This is a genomic window from Actinomadura madurae (assembly GCF_900115095.1).
GTDB lineage: Bacteria > Actinomycetota > Actinomycetes > Streptosporangiales > Streptosporangiaceae > Spirillospora > Spirillospora madurae.
Genome location: NZ_FOVH01000003.1, coordinates 234,568 through 252,510 on the forward strand (window position 1 = coordinate 234,568; position 17,943 = coordinate 252,510).

Genomic DNA, 17,943 nt, shown 5'->3' on the forward strand with positions numbered 1-17,943 from the left:
ATGGGCGGGGTGATGCAGGGCGCGGGCGTCAGCCCGGGGGTCGGGTCCGGACCGGTACGGAGCATCGCCGGGGCCGTTCCGGAGCCGCCCGCGGGCGCGCGGCACGGCGGCGACGCCGCCGCCGAGACCGACACCGCGCTGGCCGCGCTGGAGGCCGTCGCCGCCGACCTGGAGGAGCGCGGTGAGCGCGCCGCCGCGGCCGGCAACGCCGACGGCCGGGACGTGCTGAACGCGCAGGCGCTGATGGCCCGCGATCCGGGCCTCGCCGACGGCGTCCGCGGCGCGATCGGCGAGGGGGCGGCGGCGGCGCGCGCCGTGTTCGACGCGTTCGGCGTCTACCGGGAGATGCTCGCCGGGGCCGGCGAGTACATGGCCGCCCGCGTCACCGACCTCGACGACATCCGCGACCGCGCGATCGCCCGGCTGCTCGGCCTGCCGGTGCCGGGCGTCCCGGAGTCCGACGAGCCGTTCGTGCTCGTCGCGCGGGACCTCGCGCCCGCGGACACGGCCGTCCTCGACCCGGCGCAGGTCGTCGCGTTCGTGACGGAGGAGGGCGGCCCGACCAGCCACACCGCCATCATCGCCCGGACGATGGGGGTGCCCGCGGTCGTCGCGCTGAAGGGCGCGACGACGATCGCCGACGGGACCCGCGTCCTCGTGGACGGCGCCGCCGGGACCGTGCTGCTCGACCCGTCCGGCAGCGAGGTGTCCGCGGCGCGGGCCGCCGCCGACGCCCGCGCGTCGGCCCTGCGGGAGTCGACCGGGCCGGGCGCCACCCGGGACGGGCACGCAGTCCCGCTGCTGGCGAACATCGGCGGCCCGAAGGACGTCGAGGCGGCGCTCGCGAACGGGGCGGAGGGCGTCGGGCTGTACCGGACCGAGTTCCTGTTCCTCGACCGCGCGACGCCGCCGTCCGACGCGGAACAGGAGAAGGCGTACCGCAAGGTGCTGGAGGCGTTCCCGGAGGGCCGCGTGGTCGTCCGGACGCTCGACGCGGGCGCGGACAAGCCGCTGGCGTTCCTGCCGGCGCCCGGCGACGAGCCGAACCCGGCGCTCGGCGAGCGCGGGCTGCGGATGATGCGCCTGCACCCGGACGTGCTGTCAGCGCAGCTGTCCGCCCTCGCCCGCGCCGCGGCCGGGCTGACCGTGAAGCTCCAGGTCATGGCGCCGATGGTGACGGACGCGGCCGAGGCCGCCTTCTTCGCCGCCGCCTGCCGGGAGGCGGGCATCGAGCATCCGGGCGTCATGATCGAGGTGCCCGCCGCCGCGCTGCGCGCCCGCGACCTCGCGCCCGAGGTGGAGTTCTTCAGCATCGGCACCAACGACCTCACCCAGTACGCGTGCGCGGCGGACCGGCAGATCGGCGGCCTCGCGCACCTCCAGGACCCGTGGCAGCCCGCCGTCCTCGACCTGGTCGCCCCCGCGGCCGGCGCGGGCGTGTCGTGCGGGGTGTGCGGGGAGGCGGCCGGCGACCCGGTGCTCGCGTGCGTGCTGGTGGGCCTCGGCGTGACGTCGCTGTCGATGAGCGCCCCGTCCCTCCCGCTGGTGCGCGCCGCGCTCGCCCGGCACACGCTGGACGAGTGCCGCGAGGCCGCCGCCGCGGCGCGGGCCGCCCGCAGCGCCGGGGAGGCCAAGGACGCCGCCCGCGCCCGCCTGCCCGGTCTCGCGGACCTCGGGCTGTGACGGGTCGGATCACGGCGGCGGGTCAGGCGGGTCAGGCGGCGATCCGCCAGTAGGTCCCTGTCTTGCGGAGGGTGAAGCTCGCGGCGAGGAGGCCGCCCTGGCTCGCGGGCTCGCCCTTCCACCGGAGGTCCGCGAACCGGACGGTGCAGCCGCCGTCCGGCGCCGCCTCGCAGACGGGGACCGTGACGCCCCGCAGCGCCGCGATGTCCTGCGGGCGCAATCTCGCACGCGCCTCGGCGAGCCCTGAACGGCACCTGCCCGGCCCGCCGAACACGCGCCGCTCGTAGCTCGCCGTCAGGAACGCGCACGCCTTGACGTTCCCGGCGGCGATCCCGCGCAGGTACCTGTACAGCGCGAGCCGTGCCGCGAGGGTCCGCGACGACGACGCCGTGGTGGGCGTGTCGGCGAGCCGCGAGTCACCGGGTTCGGGCGTGAGCGGCGGCATCGTGACCTCGTCCTTCCCGCCGCACGCCGCCGGCGAGGAGAGCAGCATCAGGGCCAGGAGTAACGGGCGGACGCGCACGGGGACACCTCCTGTGGGCGCGAAGGCGGCCCGATCCTCCCAGCAGACGGGCGGCCGCGTCCATCGGCGGGACCCTACCGGTAGCTGATGCCGAACCCGGCCGGCTTCCCGGCCGCGGGGGCCGGGAGCCTGCCGGTCGGCTTCACCGCGCCGCTCAGCACCCGGGCCAGCGCCTCGACCGACACCCGGCTGGAGGAGTAGGTGGCGAGTGCCGCCTGCGCGGCCCCGGCCGCGTCGAGGTCGTAGGGGCGGCCGAGCGCGGCGACGACCACCGGCTTCGGCCCGAGCGCGCGGATGCGGGCGGCGGTCGCCGCCCCGGCGTTCTCGGTGGTCAGCACGGTGACGTCCGCCGAGCCCGCCGCCGCCGTCGCGACGCCCTGGCGGCGCAGCGCGGCCCGGAGGCGGTCGCCGTCCGGCCCCGACACCGCGACCTTCTTGCCCTTGAGTGGCAGCACGTCGCCCTTGTTGCGGACGAGGGTGACCGCGTGCTCGGCGACCTGCCGGGCGGCGGCCTTGTGCGCGGCCGTGCCGACGGAGGCGGCGGCCTTGGCCGGGTCGACGGCCGTCCCCTGGAACAGGCCGCGGCGCTGCTTGAGTCTGAGGATCCGCGTCACCGACTCGTCCAGCCGCTTGCGCGTGATCTTCCCGGACCGGACGGCCTTCACCACGGCCTTGTAGGCGCGCGGGAGGTCCGGCGGCATCAGCAGCTGGTCGGCGCCCGCGTTGATCGCCCGGACCGGTACGGCCGCGTCGCCGTACTTCTCGCGCACGCCCGCCATCTCCAGCGAGTCGGTCGTGATCACGCCCTGGTAGCCGAGCTTCTCGCGCAGCAGCCCGGTCAGCACGGTCTTCGACAGCGTGGACGGGTCGCCGGACCGGTCGAGCTTCGGCATCACGATGTGCGCGGTCATGATGACGTCCACGCCCGCCTCGATCGCCGCCTTGAACGGGGGCGCGTCCAGCCGCTCCCACGCCGCCGGCGAGTGGCCGATCACCGGCAGGCCGGTGTGGCTGTCGGTGGCGGTGTCGCCGTGCCCGGGGAAGTGCTTGGCGGTGGCGGCGACCCCGGCGGCCTGGTAGCCGCCGATGGCGCCCCGCACCATCGTGGACGCCAGCGCCGGGTCGGCGCCGAACGAGCGCACCCCGATCACCGGGTTGCGCGGGTTCACGTTGACGTCGGCGTCGGGGGCGTAGTCGAGGTTGATGCCGACCGCGCGCAGCTCCGCGCCGGTGACCTGGGCGGCGGCGCGGGCGTCCGCCGGGTTCCGGGTCGCGCCGAGCGCCATGTTGCCGGGGAAGGCGGTGATGAACGGCGTCCGCGAGACGATGCCCTGCTCCTCGTCCACACCGAGGAGCAGCGGGATCTTCGACGCCTTCTGCAGCGCGTTCGACTGCGCCGCCGTCTTCGCCGGGGTGCCGAAGTTGCCCGGGAAGTAGATCAGCCCGCCCACCCGGTACTTCTTGATCTTGGCGAGCGCGTCGGCGCGGCTGGAGAACGTCGGGACGAACAGCTGCCCGACCTTCTCCGCCACGCTCATCTTCGCGACCCGGCCGGGGATCCACGCGTCCGGCGCAGGCGTGCCGCCGCCCGGCGAGCCGGGCGCGGCGGAACGGGCGGACGGCGTCCGCCCGCTCTTGCCGCTCCCACCGCCGCCTCCGCAGCCGGCGACCCCCGTGACCAGCACGGACGCCACCGCCGCGAGCGCGAGTGAACGTGAAGCACGCACCTGACCAGGCCCCCCGACGTGGTCTCGGTAACTCGGTCGCATCGGACGCCGCGACGGTAGCCGTTCCCCGGCCCGCTGTCGACTCGATCTCCCGAGGCTCAGTCCCGGGCGGCCGGCGTCCCGAGGTCCCGGCCGTCCGCGTTCGGCTTGCGCGTCGTCCGCGGCGTGGCGGTGCCCTCCGGCGGCCTGGCGGCCTGCTCCTGCTTCCGCTTCGCCGCCTCCCTCTCGGCGAGACCCGGCCCGGCCGGGCCGGTGCCCTGGTCCGGCGGGCCGGGCTTCCGCTCGTCCGGGGCGGGGTCGGCCCAGTTCGCGGCGACGCCGGAGAACGCGGGTTCGGGGAACGGCAGGACCGGCAGGTCGCGGGCGACCTTGTCCATGAACGCGTGCCAGATCGTGGCGGGCAGGTTCTCGCCGGCGACCGTCCCCCGGAAGCCGGGCAGGTTCCGCAGCGTGCCGGGCTTCGCGTTGCCGACCACCACCGCGGCCGAGACCTGCGGGACGAACCCGACGAACCAGGCGGCGCGGTTGTGCTCGGTCGTGCCGGTCTTGCCCGCCGCCTCACGATCGGACAGGGCCGCGCGCCGGCCCGTCCCGGTCTTGACCGTCTCCCGCAGCGCGAACGTCGCCTGCGCGGCCTGCTCCTGGTTCAGCACGCGGCGGCCCGGCCGGTCCCAGGGCAGCGGCACCCGGCGGCCGCCGGCGTCGACCACCTTGGTCACCAGGTGCGGGACGACCGCCGTGCCGCCGTTCGCGAACGCCGCGTACCCGGCGGCCTGCGTGACCGCCGCGACGTCGGGGATGCCGAGCGCGATCCCCGCCTGCCCCTTGAACGGCGCGAGCGCGGACGCGGGGACGCCGAACAGCCGCGCCGTCTCCGCGACGTTCGCGATCCCCGTCTTCAGCGCCGCCTTCACGTACCCGGTGTTGACCGACAGGGCGGTCGCCTCGACCAGGTCCATCGTGCCGCGCGAGCCGATCTCCTCGTCGTTCTCGACCCTGTAGCCGGGTGCGGTCGCCGGCGTGTTCGCACCGTCCGGCGCGAACTTCTGCGGCGACTTCCCGCTCACCTTCGTCCGGACGCTGAGGCCCTTGCGCAGCGCGGCGGCCAGCACGTACGGCTTGAACGTCGAGCCCGCCTGCGCCACAGGGCCGAACACCGAGTCGACCTGGGTGCGCTCCGGGTCGCCGCCGTAGAACGCCTTGACCGCGCCGCTCTTGGCGTCCACGGCGACCAGGCCGCCGCGCACGGTCCGGGGCCACTGCGGCTCGCGCGCCCCGCGCATGGCGTCCTCGGCGTGCCGCATCCACCGCCGGTCCAGCCCCGTGTAGATCTTCAGCCGGCCGTTCACCACGCTGTCGATCGGGATGCCGACGCTCGCCAGCTCCTCCTCGACGCGCTGGCGGACCAGGAGGTCCTGGCCCGACAGGCTGACGCCCGTCCACTCGTCCTGCGTCCGGGGGAAGCGCTGCCGGGCGGCCTCGGCGCGGGTCAGCCTGCCCATCGACACCATCCCGTCGAGGACGTACCGCCAGCGGGCCCGCAGCGCGCGGGCCGGCGCGTCGTGGCCCTGGGTCTTGAAGTACACCGGCCGCTGGATCATCGCGGCGAGCAGGGCGCACTCCGCCACGTCCAGCTGCCAGACGTCCTTGTCGAAGTAGGCGCGGGACGCCGCCTGCACCCCGGACGTCTGCCGGCCGAAGTAGATCGTGTTGAGGTACAGGTCGAGGATCTCGTCCTTGGCGCGGTGCCGGTCCAGCTTCACCGCGATGAAGATCTCCTTGATCTTGCGCCGCACCGTCCGGTCGCGGCTCAGGCCCTTGAAGTAGTTGCGGGCGAGCTGCTGGGTGACGGTCGAGCCGCCCTGGGTGTCGCCGCCCGAGGCGTTGTTCCACATCGCCCGGATCGTCCCGGCGGGGGAGACGCCGTGGCCGTCGTAGAAGCCGCGGTCCTCGGCGGCGAGCACCGCCCAGCGCAGCCGGTCGGGGATCTGGTCGTGCCGGACGCTCTCCCGGTTGGCGCCGAGACGGAACAGCGGCGTCCGGCCGTCGGCGTAGTAGACGGTGGAGCCCTCGTCGGTGACGCCGTCCTGCGGCCGGGTCGGCAGCGGGGTCCGGACGTAGGCGACCACGGTGAGGGCGGCCGCCAGCACGACGGGTGTGATGATCATCACGATGGCCCGGCGCCATCGGCGCGAGCGGGGCAGGACGGCGCGGGACAGGCGGGCTAGGGCCGGCCGGACACGGCGGGGCCTGGGCAGGGAGTGCATGCGACCTCGTTCGACGTGGGAGTACGGAGTCGGCCGTCGTCCGGGCATGCGGGAGCGCGGGCGGGCATGCGGCTGAGGGCATGCGCGTGCTGGGAGGGGCGCTCGGGTCGGGAGCATCCCGCGCGGACGACGCTGCGGAGTAACGCAGTCGATTCGGTACGAGCCACGCCTGTGGCCGGTGGTCCCGCCGGACGCGGCCCTCTCGGGACCGCTCCCGCGGCGCTGTCGCCACCGTGGTCACAGCTTAATCACGATGGACCCCGGGATCGCAAGGAATTGCGGATCTGGTGGGGTCCATCGCGATGAACCTGACGGCCGGGCCGGATCGGGACGGCCGGGCCGGAGCCGGAGGAGTCGTCCGCCGCGGGCGGAGCGGCTCAGCCGGGCAGGGGGTGGCCGAGGCGGCGCAGCGCCATCCCGGCCGCGCCGACGGCTCCGTCGCCGGCGCTGCGCGGCGCCTCGGCGAAGCGGGCGCGCAGGCCGGTGCGGACGGCCTCGGCGACGGGGCCTTCACGCAGCACCGAGCCGTGCATCACGACCGGTGCGCAGGGGTCGGACAAGGCCGGGCGCACCGCGTCGACGTCGCGCAGCAGCCACTGCGCGGCCTCGTCGGTGATGCGCCTGGCCACGGGATCGCCGGCGGCCGCGGCGGCGGCGACCACCGGGCCGAGCCGGCCCAGGGCCGCCGGTGGGCGGCCGTACACCTCCTTGATGATCGCTTGGGCGATGCGCGGGTTGGGCGGGGCGGACTCGGGATGGCCCGGTGGCCCGTGCGGGCCGGTGGGCCCGCCTCCCGGCGCGGGATAGGGGACGGACGGCGGATAGGCGGACTCGGGGACCAGCACGGCGGTGCCCGTGCCCCTGCCCGGGGGAGCCCCTCCGGAGGCGAGCGAGGCGGGTTGCGGCAGCACGGAGGCGCCCGGTGACGGCGAATGGGCGCCGGCCATGGCCAGCGCCCTCCGGGGGAAGGATCTTCGCCGTTCCGAGTCGATCTCCGCGACCACGGTGGCGCCGAGCAGCGCCCGGGGGACCGAATCGGTGAGCAGTGTCGGGGAGCCGCGGCCGTCGTAGGCGGCGAGCGCCGCCCGCACGGCCTCCTTCCCGAGCCACACCGCCGAACCCTCGTCCCCGACCAGCCAGCCGTAGCCGTCGGCGCGCTGCACGATCGCGCCGTCGTTGATGACCGCCGCGCCGGCGCCCGTGCCGGAGAACACCACGATGCCCTTGGGCTCGCTGGTTCCGGCGGCGAACGCCACCGCGATATCGGTCACAACGGCGGGCGAGCCGCGCAGCCCGACGGCCTGCCAGGCCTGCCGCGCCGCCGCGACGGCGGCGGGCCGGCCGGCCGAGCCGGCGCCGGCGATGCCGAACACGCCGGTGAGGATGTGGGTACGGTCCAGGTCCCCGAGCGCTTCCCGCAGGGCGGTGGTCAGCGCCCCAGCGGTGTCGCCTCCTGAGTTGGGGTTGGCCCCGGGGCCGGTGCCGGAACCGGCCAGGGCACCCCCGAGCGTCAGCACGACGCAGCGGGTCTTCGTGCCACCCGCGTCGATACCGACCACGTAAGGACCGGCCAAATGGGTCAACACATGGCGACCGTAGCCTTTTCTACCGTTGACGTGACATCTCGCGCGTAAGAAAATTTCCTCCATGAGGAAACCCATCGGCCCCGGTCGGGGCCCCGAGCGGGGGATCACGGGGGAGCCCGACGCGTCACGGGACGACGTGCCGGGCCAGACCAAGGACAGGGACGCCACGCCGCTGAGCACGGTGGTGCGCGTCCGATCGCTGCTTCCCTCGCTGCCCCCCGCCGAGCGACGAGTCGCTCAACGCGTCATCGACGACCCCGAAGGGGTCGCCAACTCCACCATCACCGAGCTCGCGCAGACCTGCGGCACGTCCGAGACGACCGTCATCAGGTTCTGCCGCGCGATCGGATTCCATGGTTACCCAGAACTGCGGCTGACCCTCGCCACCGAGGCCGGCCGCGCCCAGAGCGCCGCCGGCGGCCGGGTCATCGGCAGCGACATCAGCCCCGACGACTCGCTGGAGCAGATCGTCGAGAAGGTGACCTTCGCCGACGCCCGCGCCGTCGAGGAGACCGCCGCCCAGCTCGACATCAAGATGCTCGAACAGGTCGTGGACGCCGTCGTCGCCGCGGAGCGGGTGGACGTCTACGGCGTCGGCGCCAGCGCGTTCGTCGCGGCCGACTTCCAGCAGAAGCTGCACCGGATCGGACGCGTCTGCTCGGCGTGGGCGGACGCGCACATCATGCTGACCAGCGCCGCCGTCCTCGGCAACGGCGACGTGGCGATCGGCATCTCGCACACCGGCGCCACGGTGGAGACCATCGACGCGCTGGAGGTCGCCAAGACCCGGGGCGCGAAGACCGTGGCGCTCACCAACTTCCCGAAGTCCCCGATAGCGGAGGTGGCGGACCTGATCCTGACGACGGCCGCGCGGGAGACGACCTTCCGCTCCGGCGCCACCGCCAGCCGGCTGGCGCAGCTCACAGTGGTCGACTGCGTCTTCGTCGGAGTGGCGCAGCGCACCTACGGGCCGACCCGCAAGGCCCTGGAAGCCACGTTCGAGGCGGTCCGCGGACGGACCGTGCGACCCGACCGGAGGCGTCGGTGATCGATTGCGAGCTCCCCACCGAGGGACGGAACCCCCGGACCCTCGACGTCGACACGCTGCCGACCATGGAGGTGCTACGCCTGATCAACACGGAGGACGCGACCGTCCCGATGGTCGTCGCCGCCGTCCTGCCCGAGGTGGCGCGGCTGGTGGACCTCGCCGTCGACTCGCTGCGGGCGGGCGGCCGGGTGCACTACTTCGGCGCCGGCACGTCCGGCCGGCTCGCGGTGCTGGACGCCGCCGAGCTGCCCCCGACGTTCGGCATCTGGGGCCGGGTGGTGGCCCACCACGCCGGCGGGCCCGGCGCGCTGTCCCAGGCCATCTCCGACGTGGAGGACGACGTCGAGCTCGGCCGCCGGGACGCCCGCGACGTCCAGCCGGGCGACGTCGCCATCGGCATCGCCGCGAGCGGCCGCACCCCCTACGTCGTGGGCGCCCTGCGCGCCGCCACCGCGGTGGGGGCCCGCACGGCGCTGATCAGCTGCAACCCGCACACCCCGTACGGGGACGAGGTCGAGGTGCACATCGGCCTCGCCACCGGGCCCGAGGTGATCAGCGGGTCCACCCGGATGAAGGCGGGCACCGCGACCAAGCTGGTGCTCAACTCCTTCTCCACCACGCTGATGATCAGGATGGGGCGCACCTACTCCAACCTGATGGTCAGCGTGAACGCGCTGAACTCCAAGCTGCGCGCCCGGCTGGTGCGCATCCTCACCGAGGCGACGGGGATGGACGCCCGCACCTGCGAGAACGCGCTGGAGGAGGCGGGGGGGAACACCCGCGTCGCGCTGGTCTCGCTGCTCGGCGAGGTGCCCGCGGCACGCGCGACGGTGGTCCTGGAGGAGACCGACGGCGGCGTCCGGGAGGCGCTCCAGCGCCTCAGATCAGTCTGACCGGGGACCGGTGACCCGGACGCCCGGGGGCACCGGAGAGCACGGACCGGCGAGGGAGACGCCGGCCCGACGGGGTTCCGTGGTCATGCGATCGTCCCCGCACCGATCGCATGACCATGGACGCTCCCCGGCGGCGCCCGCCCTCCGCCCGGCGGTCGGTCCTTGTGGCGGCCGTGCCCTTCGGACATCTCGCCGGGATCACTTACCATCGGCCCGTGCCCTCCGAACCTGCCGTCAAAGCCGTCATCACCGACTGGGGCGGCGTGCTGACCTCCCCGCTCGGCGACGCCATCGAAGCCTGGCTCGCCGCCGACCGCATCGACGCCGAGCACTACAAGAACGTGATGCGCGCCTGGGTGAAGCAGGCCTACAACGGCTCCGGGACGAACCCGATCCACGGCCTGGAGGACGGCTCGCTCGCCACCGAGGAGTTCGAGCGCCTCCTCGCCGCGGAGCTGCTCACCGTCGACGGCGGTCCCGTCGAGGCGGCCGGGCTCATCTCCCGGATGTTCGGCGCCTTCGCCCCCGTCGTCCCGATGTACGACGCGCTGCGCGCCGTGCGCGCCGCGGGCGCCCGGACCGCGCTGCTGTCGAACTCGTGGGGCAACGAGTACCCCCGCGACCTGTTCGCCGACCTCTTCGACGCGGTCGTCATCTCCTGCGAGGTCGGGATGCGCAAGCCCGACGAGCGGATCTTCCGGCACGCCCTGGACCTGCTCGGCCTGGACGCCGCCGCCTGCGTCTTCATCGACGACATCGAGCACAACGTCCACGCCGCCGAGGCCCTCGGCATCCGCGGGATCCTCCACACCGGCCCCGACACCACCATCACCGAACTGCGCGAGCTGGGCCTCCTGCCCTGACGGTCTGGCAGACTTGCTGACCGTCATGCGCGTCTACCTGCCGTCCACGCTCACGCTGCTCGCCGGCGTCCACGCCGCGCGGGAGATCGGCCCCGCGCCGCTCGCCGCGCACGCCGTCACGCCCGCGCTCCGCGAGTGGTACGCGGGCGGCGACCTGGAGGAGCTGGAGTACGCGGCGATGTCCGCCGCCGCCCGCGCCTCGCTGCGCCTGCTCGCCGCCGACCCGTCCGCCCCGCGCCGCCGGGTGGTGCTCGCCGCCGAGATCCCCGACGACCAGGTCGCCCGCCCCCGCGGGGACGCCGACCTGGCGAACGGCGACCGCGCCCTCGTCCGGATCACCGCGCCCGTCCCGTGGAGGCTGATCGCCTCCGGCCACGTCGACGACCCGGACGCCGTTCCCGACGTCACCGCCGCCGCGGCGGCCCTCCCCGCCGCCGACGCCGGCGACGACGACGCCCGCTTCACCGTCGACGGCGCCGAAGGCCACGACCTCCTCTGGTACGCCACCCAGGAACTCCAACACCTCCTCGACTGACCACCCTTGCGCAGGAGAGGAACCCTTCTCCGCGGGCTTCGTCGGGCCAGTCGCCGCAAGCGCGGCGAGCCGCCCTAACGGGTGGTCACTGCGAGGTATCCGTCTTCTAGGGCGGGTTCCATCGGCTTCGCCTGCGGATCCGGTGCTGTGGGCGCCACGATGCGGTAACGCATGCCGGCCTCGTGTGGCACCGCGGACACGACCGTGCCCTCGGCCGGGGCCGGCCCGTCGGTGACGACCGACCACACCTGGCCCCGCGCGCGGTAGGTCAGTTCCTCGGCCGTGCCGCGGAAGATGAGGCGGCCGCCGGCGAGCACCGCCACCTCGCGGCAGGTCTGTGCGATGTCGTCGACGATGTGCGTGCTCAGCAGGACGGTGCGCCGGCCGGCGAACTGGGACAGCAGGGTGCGGAAGCGGATCCGTTCCTGCGGGTCGAGTCCCGCGGTCGGCTCGTCCACGATCAGCAGTTGCGGGTCGGCGAGCAGCGCCTGGGCGATGCCGACGCGTTGCCGCATCCCGCCGGAGTAGCCGCGCAGCCGGCGGTCGGCGTCCCCGCTCAGGGTGACCATCTCGAGGAGTTCCGCGACGCGCCGGCGGCGGGCCGTGCGGTCGTCCATGCCCTTGAGCAGTGCGATGTAGTCCAGGAACTGGCGCGCCGTCAGGTCGGGGTAGACGCCGAGGTCCTGCGGCAGGTAGCCGAGGCCGCGCTGCACGGCGGTGCGGCCCGCACGCGTGTTCATGTCGTGCCCGCCCACGGTGACCTGGCCGGACGTCGGCAGCACCAGGCCGGAGAGGATGCGCATCAGCGTGGTCTTGCCGGCGCCGTTCGCGCCCAGCAGCCCGAACATGCCGGTGGGCACGACCAGGTCCAGGCCGTCGAGGGCGGCCACCCCGCCACGGTAGGTCTTCGTCAGGCCGGAGATTTCGATCCGCATGGAGTTCCCTCTGTCGTTGGGGGCGTCAGGTTCGGCGGGCGCGTACCGCGTGGCCTCCGGCGAGCGCGGCGGCGGCGAGCGCCAGCAGGATCGCGATGGAGATCCAGGCGGTCGCCGGCGTCGGATCCGGTCGCAGGAGGTTCAGCGTGGCGCCGGGCACCGGGCCGGCCCAGGTGTCCTCGCCGTCGATGCCGTGGAAGTCGAGCAGCACGTCGAGCGGGTAGCCGCCGAGCGGGTGGACGAGGGTCCGCGCGAGCGTCGGCATCATGTCCGGCGCGACCGCGTTGCCCCAGAGCCAGTAGCCGACGAAGATCACCCGGAACAGTGGCGCCGGCATGATCAGGGGCACCGTCAGCGCGAACGCGGCCACGAACAGCAGGCCCGGCACGATCACCACGGCGGTGGAGGCCAGTGCCCAGCCGAGTGCCTGCGGGGCTCCGGAATACACCGCGTACGCCGATGCGAAGCCGAAGTACACCACCAGGATCGGGACGGCCGTCGCGGCGCCCGCACCGAGGTATTTGCCGACGAGCCGGGCGCCCGGCGGGGCGGGCGTGGCGTCCAGGAGCGGCGCCACCCGCAGCCGGTCGTCGCGGACGAGCCGGTCGGCTAGAAGGCAGCCGTACCCGATCGACAGGAGCGTGTGCAACTGGACCGTCAGCCCGGCGATGGCGGTCCTGGCCTCGTCCGGCCGCTCACCGGGGTCGAACAGGTCGCGCAGCAGGCTGCCGCCGATCAGCACGAACAGCACGACGGTCAGCGCGGGCACGATCCACACCGACCGTTTGCGGACCTGCATGCGGAACTCGTACCTCAGGCTCACGCCGAGCGTGGACGCGGTCTGGCCGGTCATTCGTCCTCCTCGCCGATGAGCCGTTCCGAACGGGCCAGCACGACCAGGGCCAGCGCGATGAGCGCGGCGCCCGTGCCGAGCAGCGCCAGCCGGTTCCCGGTCCAGTCGCCGGGCGCGGCGCCGCGGGTCGTGGCGAACAGGTAGAGCAGCCGCCCCGGCAGGTGCCGCTGCGCCATGTCCGCGAAGAACTGCTGCAACGCCCAGACCGTGGTGATCAGCGCGCCGGCCGCCGCCGGGCTGCGCAGTACCGCGCCGGACGCGAAGCCCGCGGCCCCCAGCCCGACGGTCGGCGCCGCCCAGGTGAGCTGGCCGGCGAGCGGCCCGTGGTTGGCCGGCCAGCGCGCCCACCAGCCGGTCGCGATCAGCACGGCGGCCATCAGCACGGCGACCACCGCGGCCCAGCCCAGCGTCACGGCCATGCGTCGCAGCAGCGTGACGCGGTACGGGGTGGGCGCGGCGAGGTGCAGTTCCACGGCCGGGTCCCGTCCGACCAGCGAGGCGCACCCGACACCGGCGGCGAGCGGCACCGCCATCTCCAGGGCGCCGAGCAGGATACGGGCCGTGGTCGTGTCGCCCGGTTCCGGGTTGGCGAACGCGGCCGCGACGCCCACCGCGACGGCGATCGGCGGGCCGAGCACGGCCGTCCATCCCGCACGGCGCGCCTCGTACCGCCAGAGCATCAGTGGTCTCATGTCGGATGGGTAGCGCCCCGGCCGCGTCGAGGTTCACCGTCGTACGGACCAAGGTGCCCGGCGATCACCACCGCGACGATTCCGAACACGGCGCTCACGGCCAGGACCGCCACGTTCGTGGACCAGGCGTCGACGATGAACCTGGCAGCCCAGTCGTCGCGGGACCACACGCTGACCGCCAGCACTCGCATCGCCCACAGCCCGATGGCCGCGCCGAGCCCCACGTCCGGCCCGAACCTGACGGAGACCAGCAGGCTGACCGAGGACAGCAGCGCCATCGGCCCGAGCCAGGCGGCGATCAGCGTGTGCAGACCCGCCGTCCCGTCCACCCCGACGGCGGCCAGCGCGGCGGAGGCCGCCACCGCGAGCACCAGGTCGTATCCGAACACCAGCACGAGACGCACCACCAGCAGCAGCCGCCCGGCCGCCGGGGTGGCGGCGACCAGTTCGGTGGCCGGGTCGCGTCGTGACCGGTACGTGCCGGCGACACCCGCCGCGGCCACGATCGGCGCGACCAGCGCGAGCACCACCTCGGCACCGGTCGCGGGCCGCGCGACGGCCGCCGCCTGAACCAGGGCGATGACCACGCCCAGCGCCATCACCAGCGCCGAGGCGACGGGCACGGCCAGCCGGATCAGCCGGGCCTCGGCCGCGACCAGCGCGGCGGCGTACAGCAGGCGGCGGGTCCGGGGACCCTCGCCCGGCGGGCCGGCGGGACCCTCGATCGCGCTGCGGGTCAGCACCGCGTGCACCATGGTCGCGGCGTCCGGCGCCGCATCGCCGGGCGCGGCGGCACCCGCGATCGCCCGCCAGGCCGCGAGATCCGCGCGGCAGCGTGCGCAGCCCGTCAGGTGTGCGCGGACGCGGTCGCGGTCCGCGCCGCACAGCGAGCCGGCCGCGTACGCGGGCAGCATCTCGTTCATTCGGACACCTCCTGGGCGGTCAGCGCGGCGGCGACCGCGGCCCGGGCATGATGCAGCCGGCTCTTCACTGTGCCGACCGGGATGGCGAGCACCTCGGCGACGTCGGCGAGCGGCAGGCCGGCCACGAACACCAGAGCGATCACGTCCCGGTGGTGATCGGGCAGCCGGCCGATGGCCGCGGCCACCGGTGTGCCGCCCGCCGCCGCGATCGCCAGCTCGTCCGGACCGGCGGCCTGGTCGGGCCGATCATGCAAGGGAACGCCGATGGCCTGCGGCCCGGACCGGCCGCGCAGCCGATTGTGCGCCTGGCGACGGGCCACCCCGAACAACCACGTCGTCACCTTGGAGCGGCCCTCGAAGGCGACGGCCGACCGCCATACCGCCAGCATCGTGTCCTGGAGGATCTCCTCGGCGGTCATCCGGTCGCCGGCCAACCGGTACAGGTAACCGAACAGCGCCTCGGAGTGCCGCTCGTAGAGCCGGGTCAGCGCGCCCGCGTCGCCGGCGGCGACCGCGCGCACCAGCGCCTCATCGCCCGGCTCGGAACGCGCCATCCGCTCACCCCTTCCATCTGAGAGTAGGTAGCAAGCACCGGCGCCAACGGTTCACCGCACATCCGCCCCGGCTCTTCATGGGGCATGCAGCCGGCGGCACGGCGGGAGAGTCGCGTTCTGGGTGAGTGCCGTGTCCTCGGCCGGTCCGGTGCATTTCGTGTGCGTGGGGCGGGTAGATCCCCCGGCACGTCGACAACGCCGTCGGATCGCAGGGAGCCGTCAGATGGACGCCGTGACGAACGTGCCGGTACCCGTGAACGAGCCGGTCAAGGGGTACGCGCCGGGCAGCGGGGAGCGCGCCGCGCTGGAAGCGAAGATCAAGGAGCTGGGCGGCGCGGAGACCGAGCTGACCATGACGATCGCGGGCGAGCGGCGCATGGGCGCGGGCACGCCCGTCGACGTCGTCGAGCCGCACAACCACGGGCACGTCCTCGGCCGGATGGGCGAGGCCACCGAGGCGGACGTGGCCGAGGCGATCGCGGCGGCGCGGGAGGCGGCGCCCGCCTGGCGCGCGATGGCGTTCGAGGACCGGGCCGCGATCCTGCTGCGCGCCGCCGACCTGCTCGCCGGCCCGTGGCGGTCCACGCTGAACGCCGCCACGATCCTCGGCCAGTCCAAGTCGGTGCAGCAGGCCGAGATCGACGCGGCCTGCGAGCTGATCGACTTCTGGCGGTTCAACGTCCGGTACGCGCAGCAGATCCACGAGCAGCAGCCGCTGTCGTCGCCGGGCGTGTGGAACCGGCTGGAGTACCGGCCGCTGGAGGGGTTCGTCCTCGCCATCACCCCGTTCAACTTCACCGCGATCGCCGGGAACCTGCCGACGGCGCCCGCGCTGATGGGCAACGTCGTCGTCTGGAAGCCGTCCCCGACCCAGCAGCTCGCCGCGCACCACACCATGCGGCTCCTGGAGGCCGCCGGGCTCCCGCCCGGTGTGATCAACATGGTCACCGGGAACGGGCAGGCCGTCTCGGCGGCGGCGCTGCGCCACCCCGACCTCGCCGGCCTGCACTTCACCGGCTCCGTCGCCACGTTCCAGCGGCTCTGGCGGACGATCGGGGAGAACATCGCCGGCTACCGGGGCTACCCGCGGATCGTCGGCGAGACCGGCGGCAAGGACTTCGTCGTCACGCACCCGTCGGCGGACCCGGCCGTGCTGAAGACGGCGCTCGTCCGCGGCGCCTTCGAGTACCAGGGGCAGAAGTGCTCCGCCGCGTCCCGCGCCTACATCCCGCGCTCGATCTGGGACGGGATGCGCGACGAGTTCTGCGCCGAGGCCGAGTCGCTCACCGTGGGCAACGTCGCCGAGGACCTGTCCGCGTTCATGGGCGCCGTGATCGACGACCGCGCCTTCGCCAAGCACCGCGCGGCGATCGAGCGGGCCCGCCGGACCGATTCCATCGAGATCCTCACCGGCGGCGAGCTGGACGACTCGCGCGGCTACTTCGTCCGCCCGACCGTGCTGGAGTCGTCCGACCCCACGGACGAAATCTTCACCACCGAGTACTTCGGTCCGATCATCGGCGTGCACGTCTACGACGACCGCGACTACGACGCCGTCCTGCGCCAGATGGAGAGCGTGTCCGGGTACGCCCTGACCGGCGCGATCATCGCCGAGGACCGCGCCGCGATCGCCGCCGCCACCGAGGCCCTCCGGTTCGCCGCCGGCAACTTCTACATCAACGACAAGCCGACCGGCTCGATCGTCGGCCAGCAGCCCTTCGGCGGCGCCCGCGCCTCCGGCACCAACGACAAGGCCGGCTCGGTGTTCAACCTCACCCGCTGGACGAGCGTCCGCTCCATCAAGGAGGCCTTCGTTCCCCCGACCGACCACCGCTACCCCCACATGGCCCCCTGACCCTCACCACCCGGCCAGGTGTGGGTCGGTTGCGGCGGGAGGCCTGGAGGCCGGACGATAAGCTCGCCAACCGCCGCGGGCGTCTCGAACGGTGCCCGCGCACGCTCCTCCGACGCGCATGGGAACGGGATGTCGACGCTGAACCGGCTGGTGCTGTGGAACATCGACCACACCCTGATCGACGTCGGGAGGGTCACCCGGGATGCCTACGCCGAGGCGTTCCAGCGGACCATCGGACGGCCCCTCGTCCGGCTCGCCCCCACCCCCGGCCGCACCGAGTCCGAGATCATCTTCGAGACCCTCGCCTTCAACGACGTCGTCACCACCGATGACCACCTCCCCGCCTTCTTCACCGCCCTCACCGAGGCGTTCGCGACCCGCCGCGCGGACGTCCGCGCGCACGGCCGCGTGCTGGCCGGCGCCCGCGAGGCCGTCGAGGCGCTCGCCCACGTCCCCGGCGTCGTCCAGTCGGTGCTGACCGGCTCCCTCCAGCCGAACGCCGTCCTGAAGGTGACCGAGCTGGGCCTCGCCGGCCACCTCGACCTGGACGCCGGAGGGTACGAGAACGGCGTCTACAGCAAGGCCGCCCTCCTGGAACTCGCCCGGACCCGCGCGGGCGAGCGCCACCGCGCCCGCTACCCCGAGTCCGCCACCGTGTTCATCGCCGACTCGCCCCGCGACGTCCAGGCGGCGCACATCGCCGGCTCCCCGATCATCGCCGTGGCCACCGGCAGCGCCACCGAGGCCGAGCTCCGCGCGGCGGGCGCCGAACGCGTCCTCGCCACCCTCTCCGACACCAACGCCGTGGTCAGCGCCGTAGCCGACCTCACCCGCATCTGAACGCCCCATCTCACCCCTCCTCGGGCCTGTGGCAGCAGTGTCGACGGGCTCGCGGGCACGAGGCGGTAGAACGTGGTTCTGTGGACAACCGGGCATGTGTGGGGGCCGAGGATGAGCCGGGGCGGATCTGTGTGGGGGGTCGGGGTTGTGTGCGGCAGGCGGCTGA

16 protein-coding genes are annotated in these 17,943 nt (G+C 74.3%); 7 read left to right on the forward strand and 9 right to left on the reverse strand.

Translation table 11 applies throughout. The features are described from left to right. On the forward strand, positions 1-1,683 hold the full coding sequence (gene ptsP, locus BM339_RS10695; RefSeq protein WP_075020738.1) for a phosphoenolpyruvate--protein phosphotransferase: 1,683 nt from the start codon (positions 1-3) through the stop codon (positions 1,681-1,683). 31 nt (positions 1,684-1,714) lie between these two features. On the opposite strand, the gene BM339_RS10700 is transcribed toward ptsP, so the two are convergent. The 4 genes from BM339_RS10700 to BM339_RS10715 all read right to left on the reverse strand — a co-directional run bounded on the left by BM339_RS10700 (position 1,715) and on the right by BM339_RS10715 (position 7,786). Then, positions 1,715-2,206 (reverse strand): hypothetical protein, encoded by a 492-nt coding sequence (locus BM339_RS10700; protein ID WP_021597048.1) that lies wholly within the window; start codon positions 2,204-2,206, stop codon positions 1,715-1,717. 74 nt (positions 2,207-2,280) lie between these two features. Continuing rightward, positions 2,281-3,891 (reverse strand): glycoside hydrolase family 3 protein, encoded by a 1,611-nt coding sequence (locus BM339_RS10705; RefSeq protein WP_244938438.1) that lies wholly within the window; start codon positions 3,889-3,891, stop codon positions 2,281-2,283. A 140-nt stretch (positions 3,892-4,031) separates the two neighbouring features. Then, positions 4,032-6,200: a transglycosylase domain-containing protein gene (locus BM339_RS10710; RefSeq protein WP_075020740.1), complete on the reverse strand. Its 2,169-nt coding sequence runs from the start codon at positions 6,198-6,200 to the stop codon at positions 4,032-4,034. Positions 6,201-6,577: 377 nt separating this feature from the next. Next, positions 6,578-7,786: an N-acetylglucosamine kinase gene (locus BM339_RS10715; protein WP_256255292.1), complete on the reverse strand. Its 1,209-nt coding sequence runs from the start codon at positions 7,784-7,786 to the stop codon at positions 6,578-6,580. Between the two features lie 61 nt (positions 7,787-7,847). Here BM339_RS10715 and BM339_RS10720 point away from each other — a divergent pair, with 61 nt between their 5' ends. The 4 genes from BM339_RS10720 (at position 7,848) to BM339_RS10735 (ending at position 11,125) form a co-directional block, all read left to right on the forward strand. Further along, a complete protein-coding gene (locus BM339_RS10720; RefSeq protein WP_021596998.1) occupies positions 7,848-8,834 on the forward strand; it encodes a MurR/RpiR family transcriptional regulator in 987 nt (328 codons plus the stop codon). Beyond that, positions 8,831-9,727, forward strand: a complete 897-nt coding sequence (locus tag BM339_RS10725; RefSeq protein ID WP_075020742.1) for an N-acetylmuramic acid 6-phosphate etherase — start codon at positions 8,831-8,833, stop codon at positions 9,725-9,727. The genes BM339_RS10720 and BM339_RS10725 overlap by 4 nt, the downstream gene beginning before the upstream one ends. Before the next feature lie 215 nt (positions 9,728-9,942). Then, on the forward strand, positions 9,943-10,590 hold the full coding sequence (locus BM339_RS10730) for an HAD family hydrolase (protein ID WP_033330254.1): 648 nt from the start codon (positions 9,943-9,945) through the stop codon (positions 10,588-10,590). Between the two features lie 25 nt (positions 10,591-10,615). Next, complete coding sequence (locus BM339_RS10735) at positions 10,616-11,125, forward strand: DUF6912 family protein (protein ID WP_024934338.1); 510 nt, start codon at positions 10,616-10,618, stop codon at positions 11,123-11,125. Between the two features lie 74 nt (positions 11,126-11,199). Here the strand turns inward: BM339_RS10735 and BM339_RS10740 are convergent, their stop codons facing one another. Genes BM339_RS10740 through BM339_RS10760 form a run of 5 tightly spaced genes read right to left on the reverse strand, consistent with a single transcriptional unit; the run spans position 11,200 to position 15,082 of the window. Continuing rightward, entirely contained in the window at positions 11,200-12,060 is an 861-nt protein-coding gene (locus BM339_RS10740) for an ABC transporter ATP-binding protein (protein ID WP_075020743.1), read from the reverse strand. 25 nt (positions 12,061-12,085) lie between these two features. Then, complete coding sequence (locus tag BM339_RS10745; RefSeq protein ID WP_075020744.1) at positions 12,086-12,913, reverse strand: ABC transporter permease; 828 nt, start codon at positions 12,911-12,913, stop codon at positions 12,086-12,088. Further along, a complete protein-coding gene (locus tag BM339_RS10750; RefSeq protein WP_143118352.1) occupies positions 12,910-13,605 on the reverse strand; it encodes a hypothetical protein in 696 nt (231 codons plus the stop codon). The genes BM339_RS10745 and BM339_RS10750 overlap by 4 nt, the downstream gene beginning before the upstream one ends. Continuing rightward, positions 13,602-14,528, reverse strand: a complete 927-nt coding sequence (locus BM339_RS10755) for a zf-HC2 domain-containing protein (protein ID WP_075020745.1) — start codon at positions 14,526-14,528, stop codon at positions 13,602-13,604. Before BM339_RS10755 ends, BM339_RS10750 begins: the two co-directional genes overlap by 4 nt. Beyond that, on the reverse strand, positions 14,525-15,082 hold the full coding sequence (locus tag BM339_RS10760) for an RNA polymerase sigma factor (RefSeq protein WP_021597006.1): 558 nt from the start codon (positions 15,080-15,082) through the stop codon (positions 14,525-14,527). The genes BM339_RS10755 and BM339_RS10760 overlap by 4 nt, the downstream gene beginning before the upstream one ends. 223 nt (positions 15,083-15,305) lie before the next feature. Here BM339_RS10760 and pruA point away from each other — a divergent pair, with 223 nt between their 5' ends. Next, positions 15,306-16,937 (forward strand): L-glutamate gamma-semialdehyde dehydrogenase, encoded by a 1,632-nt coding sequence (pruA, locus tag BM339_RS10765; protein WP_075020746.1) that lies wholly within the window; start codon positions 15,306-15,308, stop codon positions 16,935-16,937. A gap of 129 nt (positions 16,938-17,066) precedes the next feature. Next, a complete protein-coding gene (locus tag BM339_RS10770; RefSeq protein WP_075020747.1) occupies positions 17,067-17,777 on the forward strand; it encodes an HAD family hydrolase in 711 nt (236 codons plus the stop codon). Positions 17,778-17,943: the final 166 nt, after the last annotated feature.

Excerpts from the sequence above, each read along its gene's own strand:
- ptsP (WP_075020738.1), top strand. The coding sequence starts at position 1 with ATGGGCGGGGTGATGCAGGGCGCGGGCGTCAGCCCGGGGGTCGGGTCC.
- BM339_RS10710 (WP_075020740.1), bottom strand. The coding sequence starts at position 6,200 with ATGCACTCCCTGCCCAGGCCCCGCCGTGTCCGGCCGGCCCTAGCCCGC.
- BM339_RS10720 (WP_021596998.1), top strand. The coding sequence starts at position 7,848 with ATGAGGAAACCCATCGGCCCCGGTCGGGGCCCCGAGCGGGGGATCACG.
- BM339_RS10735 (WP_024934338.1), top strand. The coding sequence starts at position 10,616 with ATGCGCGTCTACCTGCCGTCCACGCTCACGCTGCTCGCCGGCGTCCAC.
- BM339_RS10740 (WP_075020743.1), bottom strand. The coding sequence starts at position 12,060 with ATGCGGATCGAAATCTCCGGCCTGACGAAGACCTACCGTGGCGGGGTG.
- BM339_RS10745 (WP_075020744.1), bottom strand. The coding sequence starts at position 12,913 with ATGACCGGCCAGACCGCGTCCACGCTCGGCGTGAGCCTGAGGTACGAG.
- BM339_RS10750 (WP_143118352.1), bottom strand. The coding sequence starts at position 13,605 with ATGAGACCACTGATGCTCTGGCGGTACGAGGCGCGCCGTGCGGGATGG.
- BM339_RS10755 (WP_075020745.1), bottom strand. The coding sequence starts at position 14,528 with ATGAACGAGATGCTGCCCGCGTACGCGGCCGGCTCGCTGTGCGGCGCG.
- BM339_RS10760 (WP_021597006.1), bottom strand. The coding sequence starts at position 15,082 with ATGGCGCGTTCCGAGCCGGGCGATGAGGCGCTGGTGCGCGCGGTCGCC.
- pruA (WP_075020746.1), top strand. The coding sequence starts at position 15,306 with ATGGACGCCGTGACGAACGTGCCGGTACCCGTGAACGAGCCGGTCAAG.
- BM339_RS10770 (WP_075020747.1), top strand. The coding sequence starts at position 17,067 with ATGTCGACGCTGAACCGGCTGGTGCTGTGGAACATCGACCACACCCTG.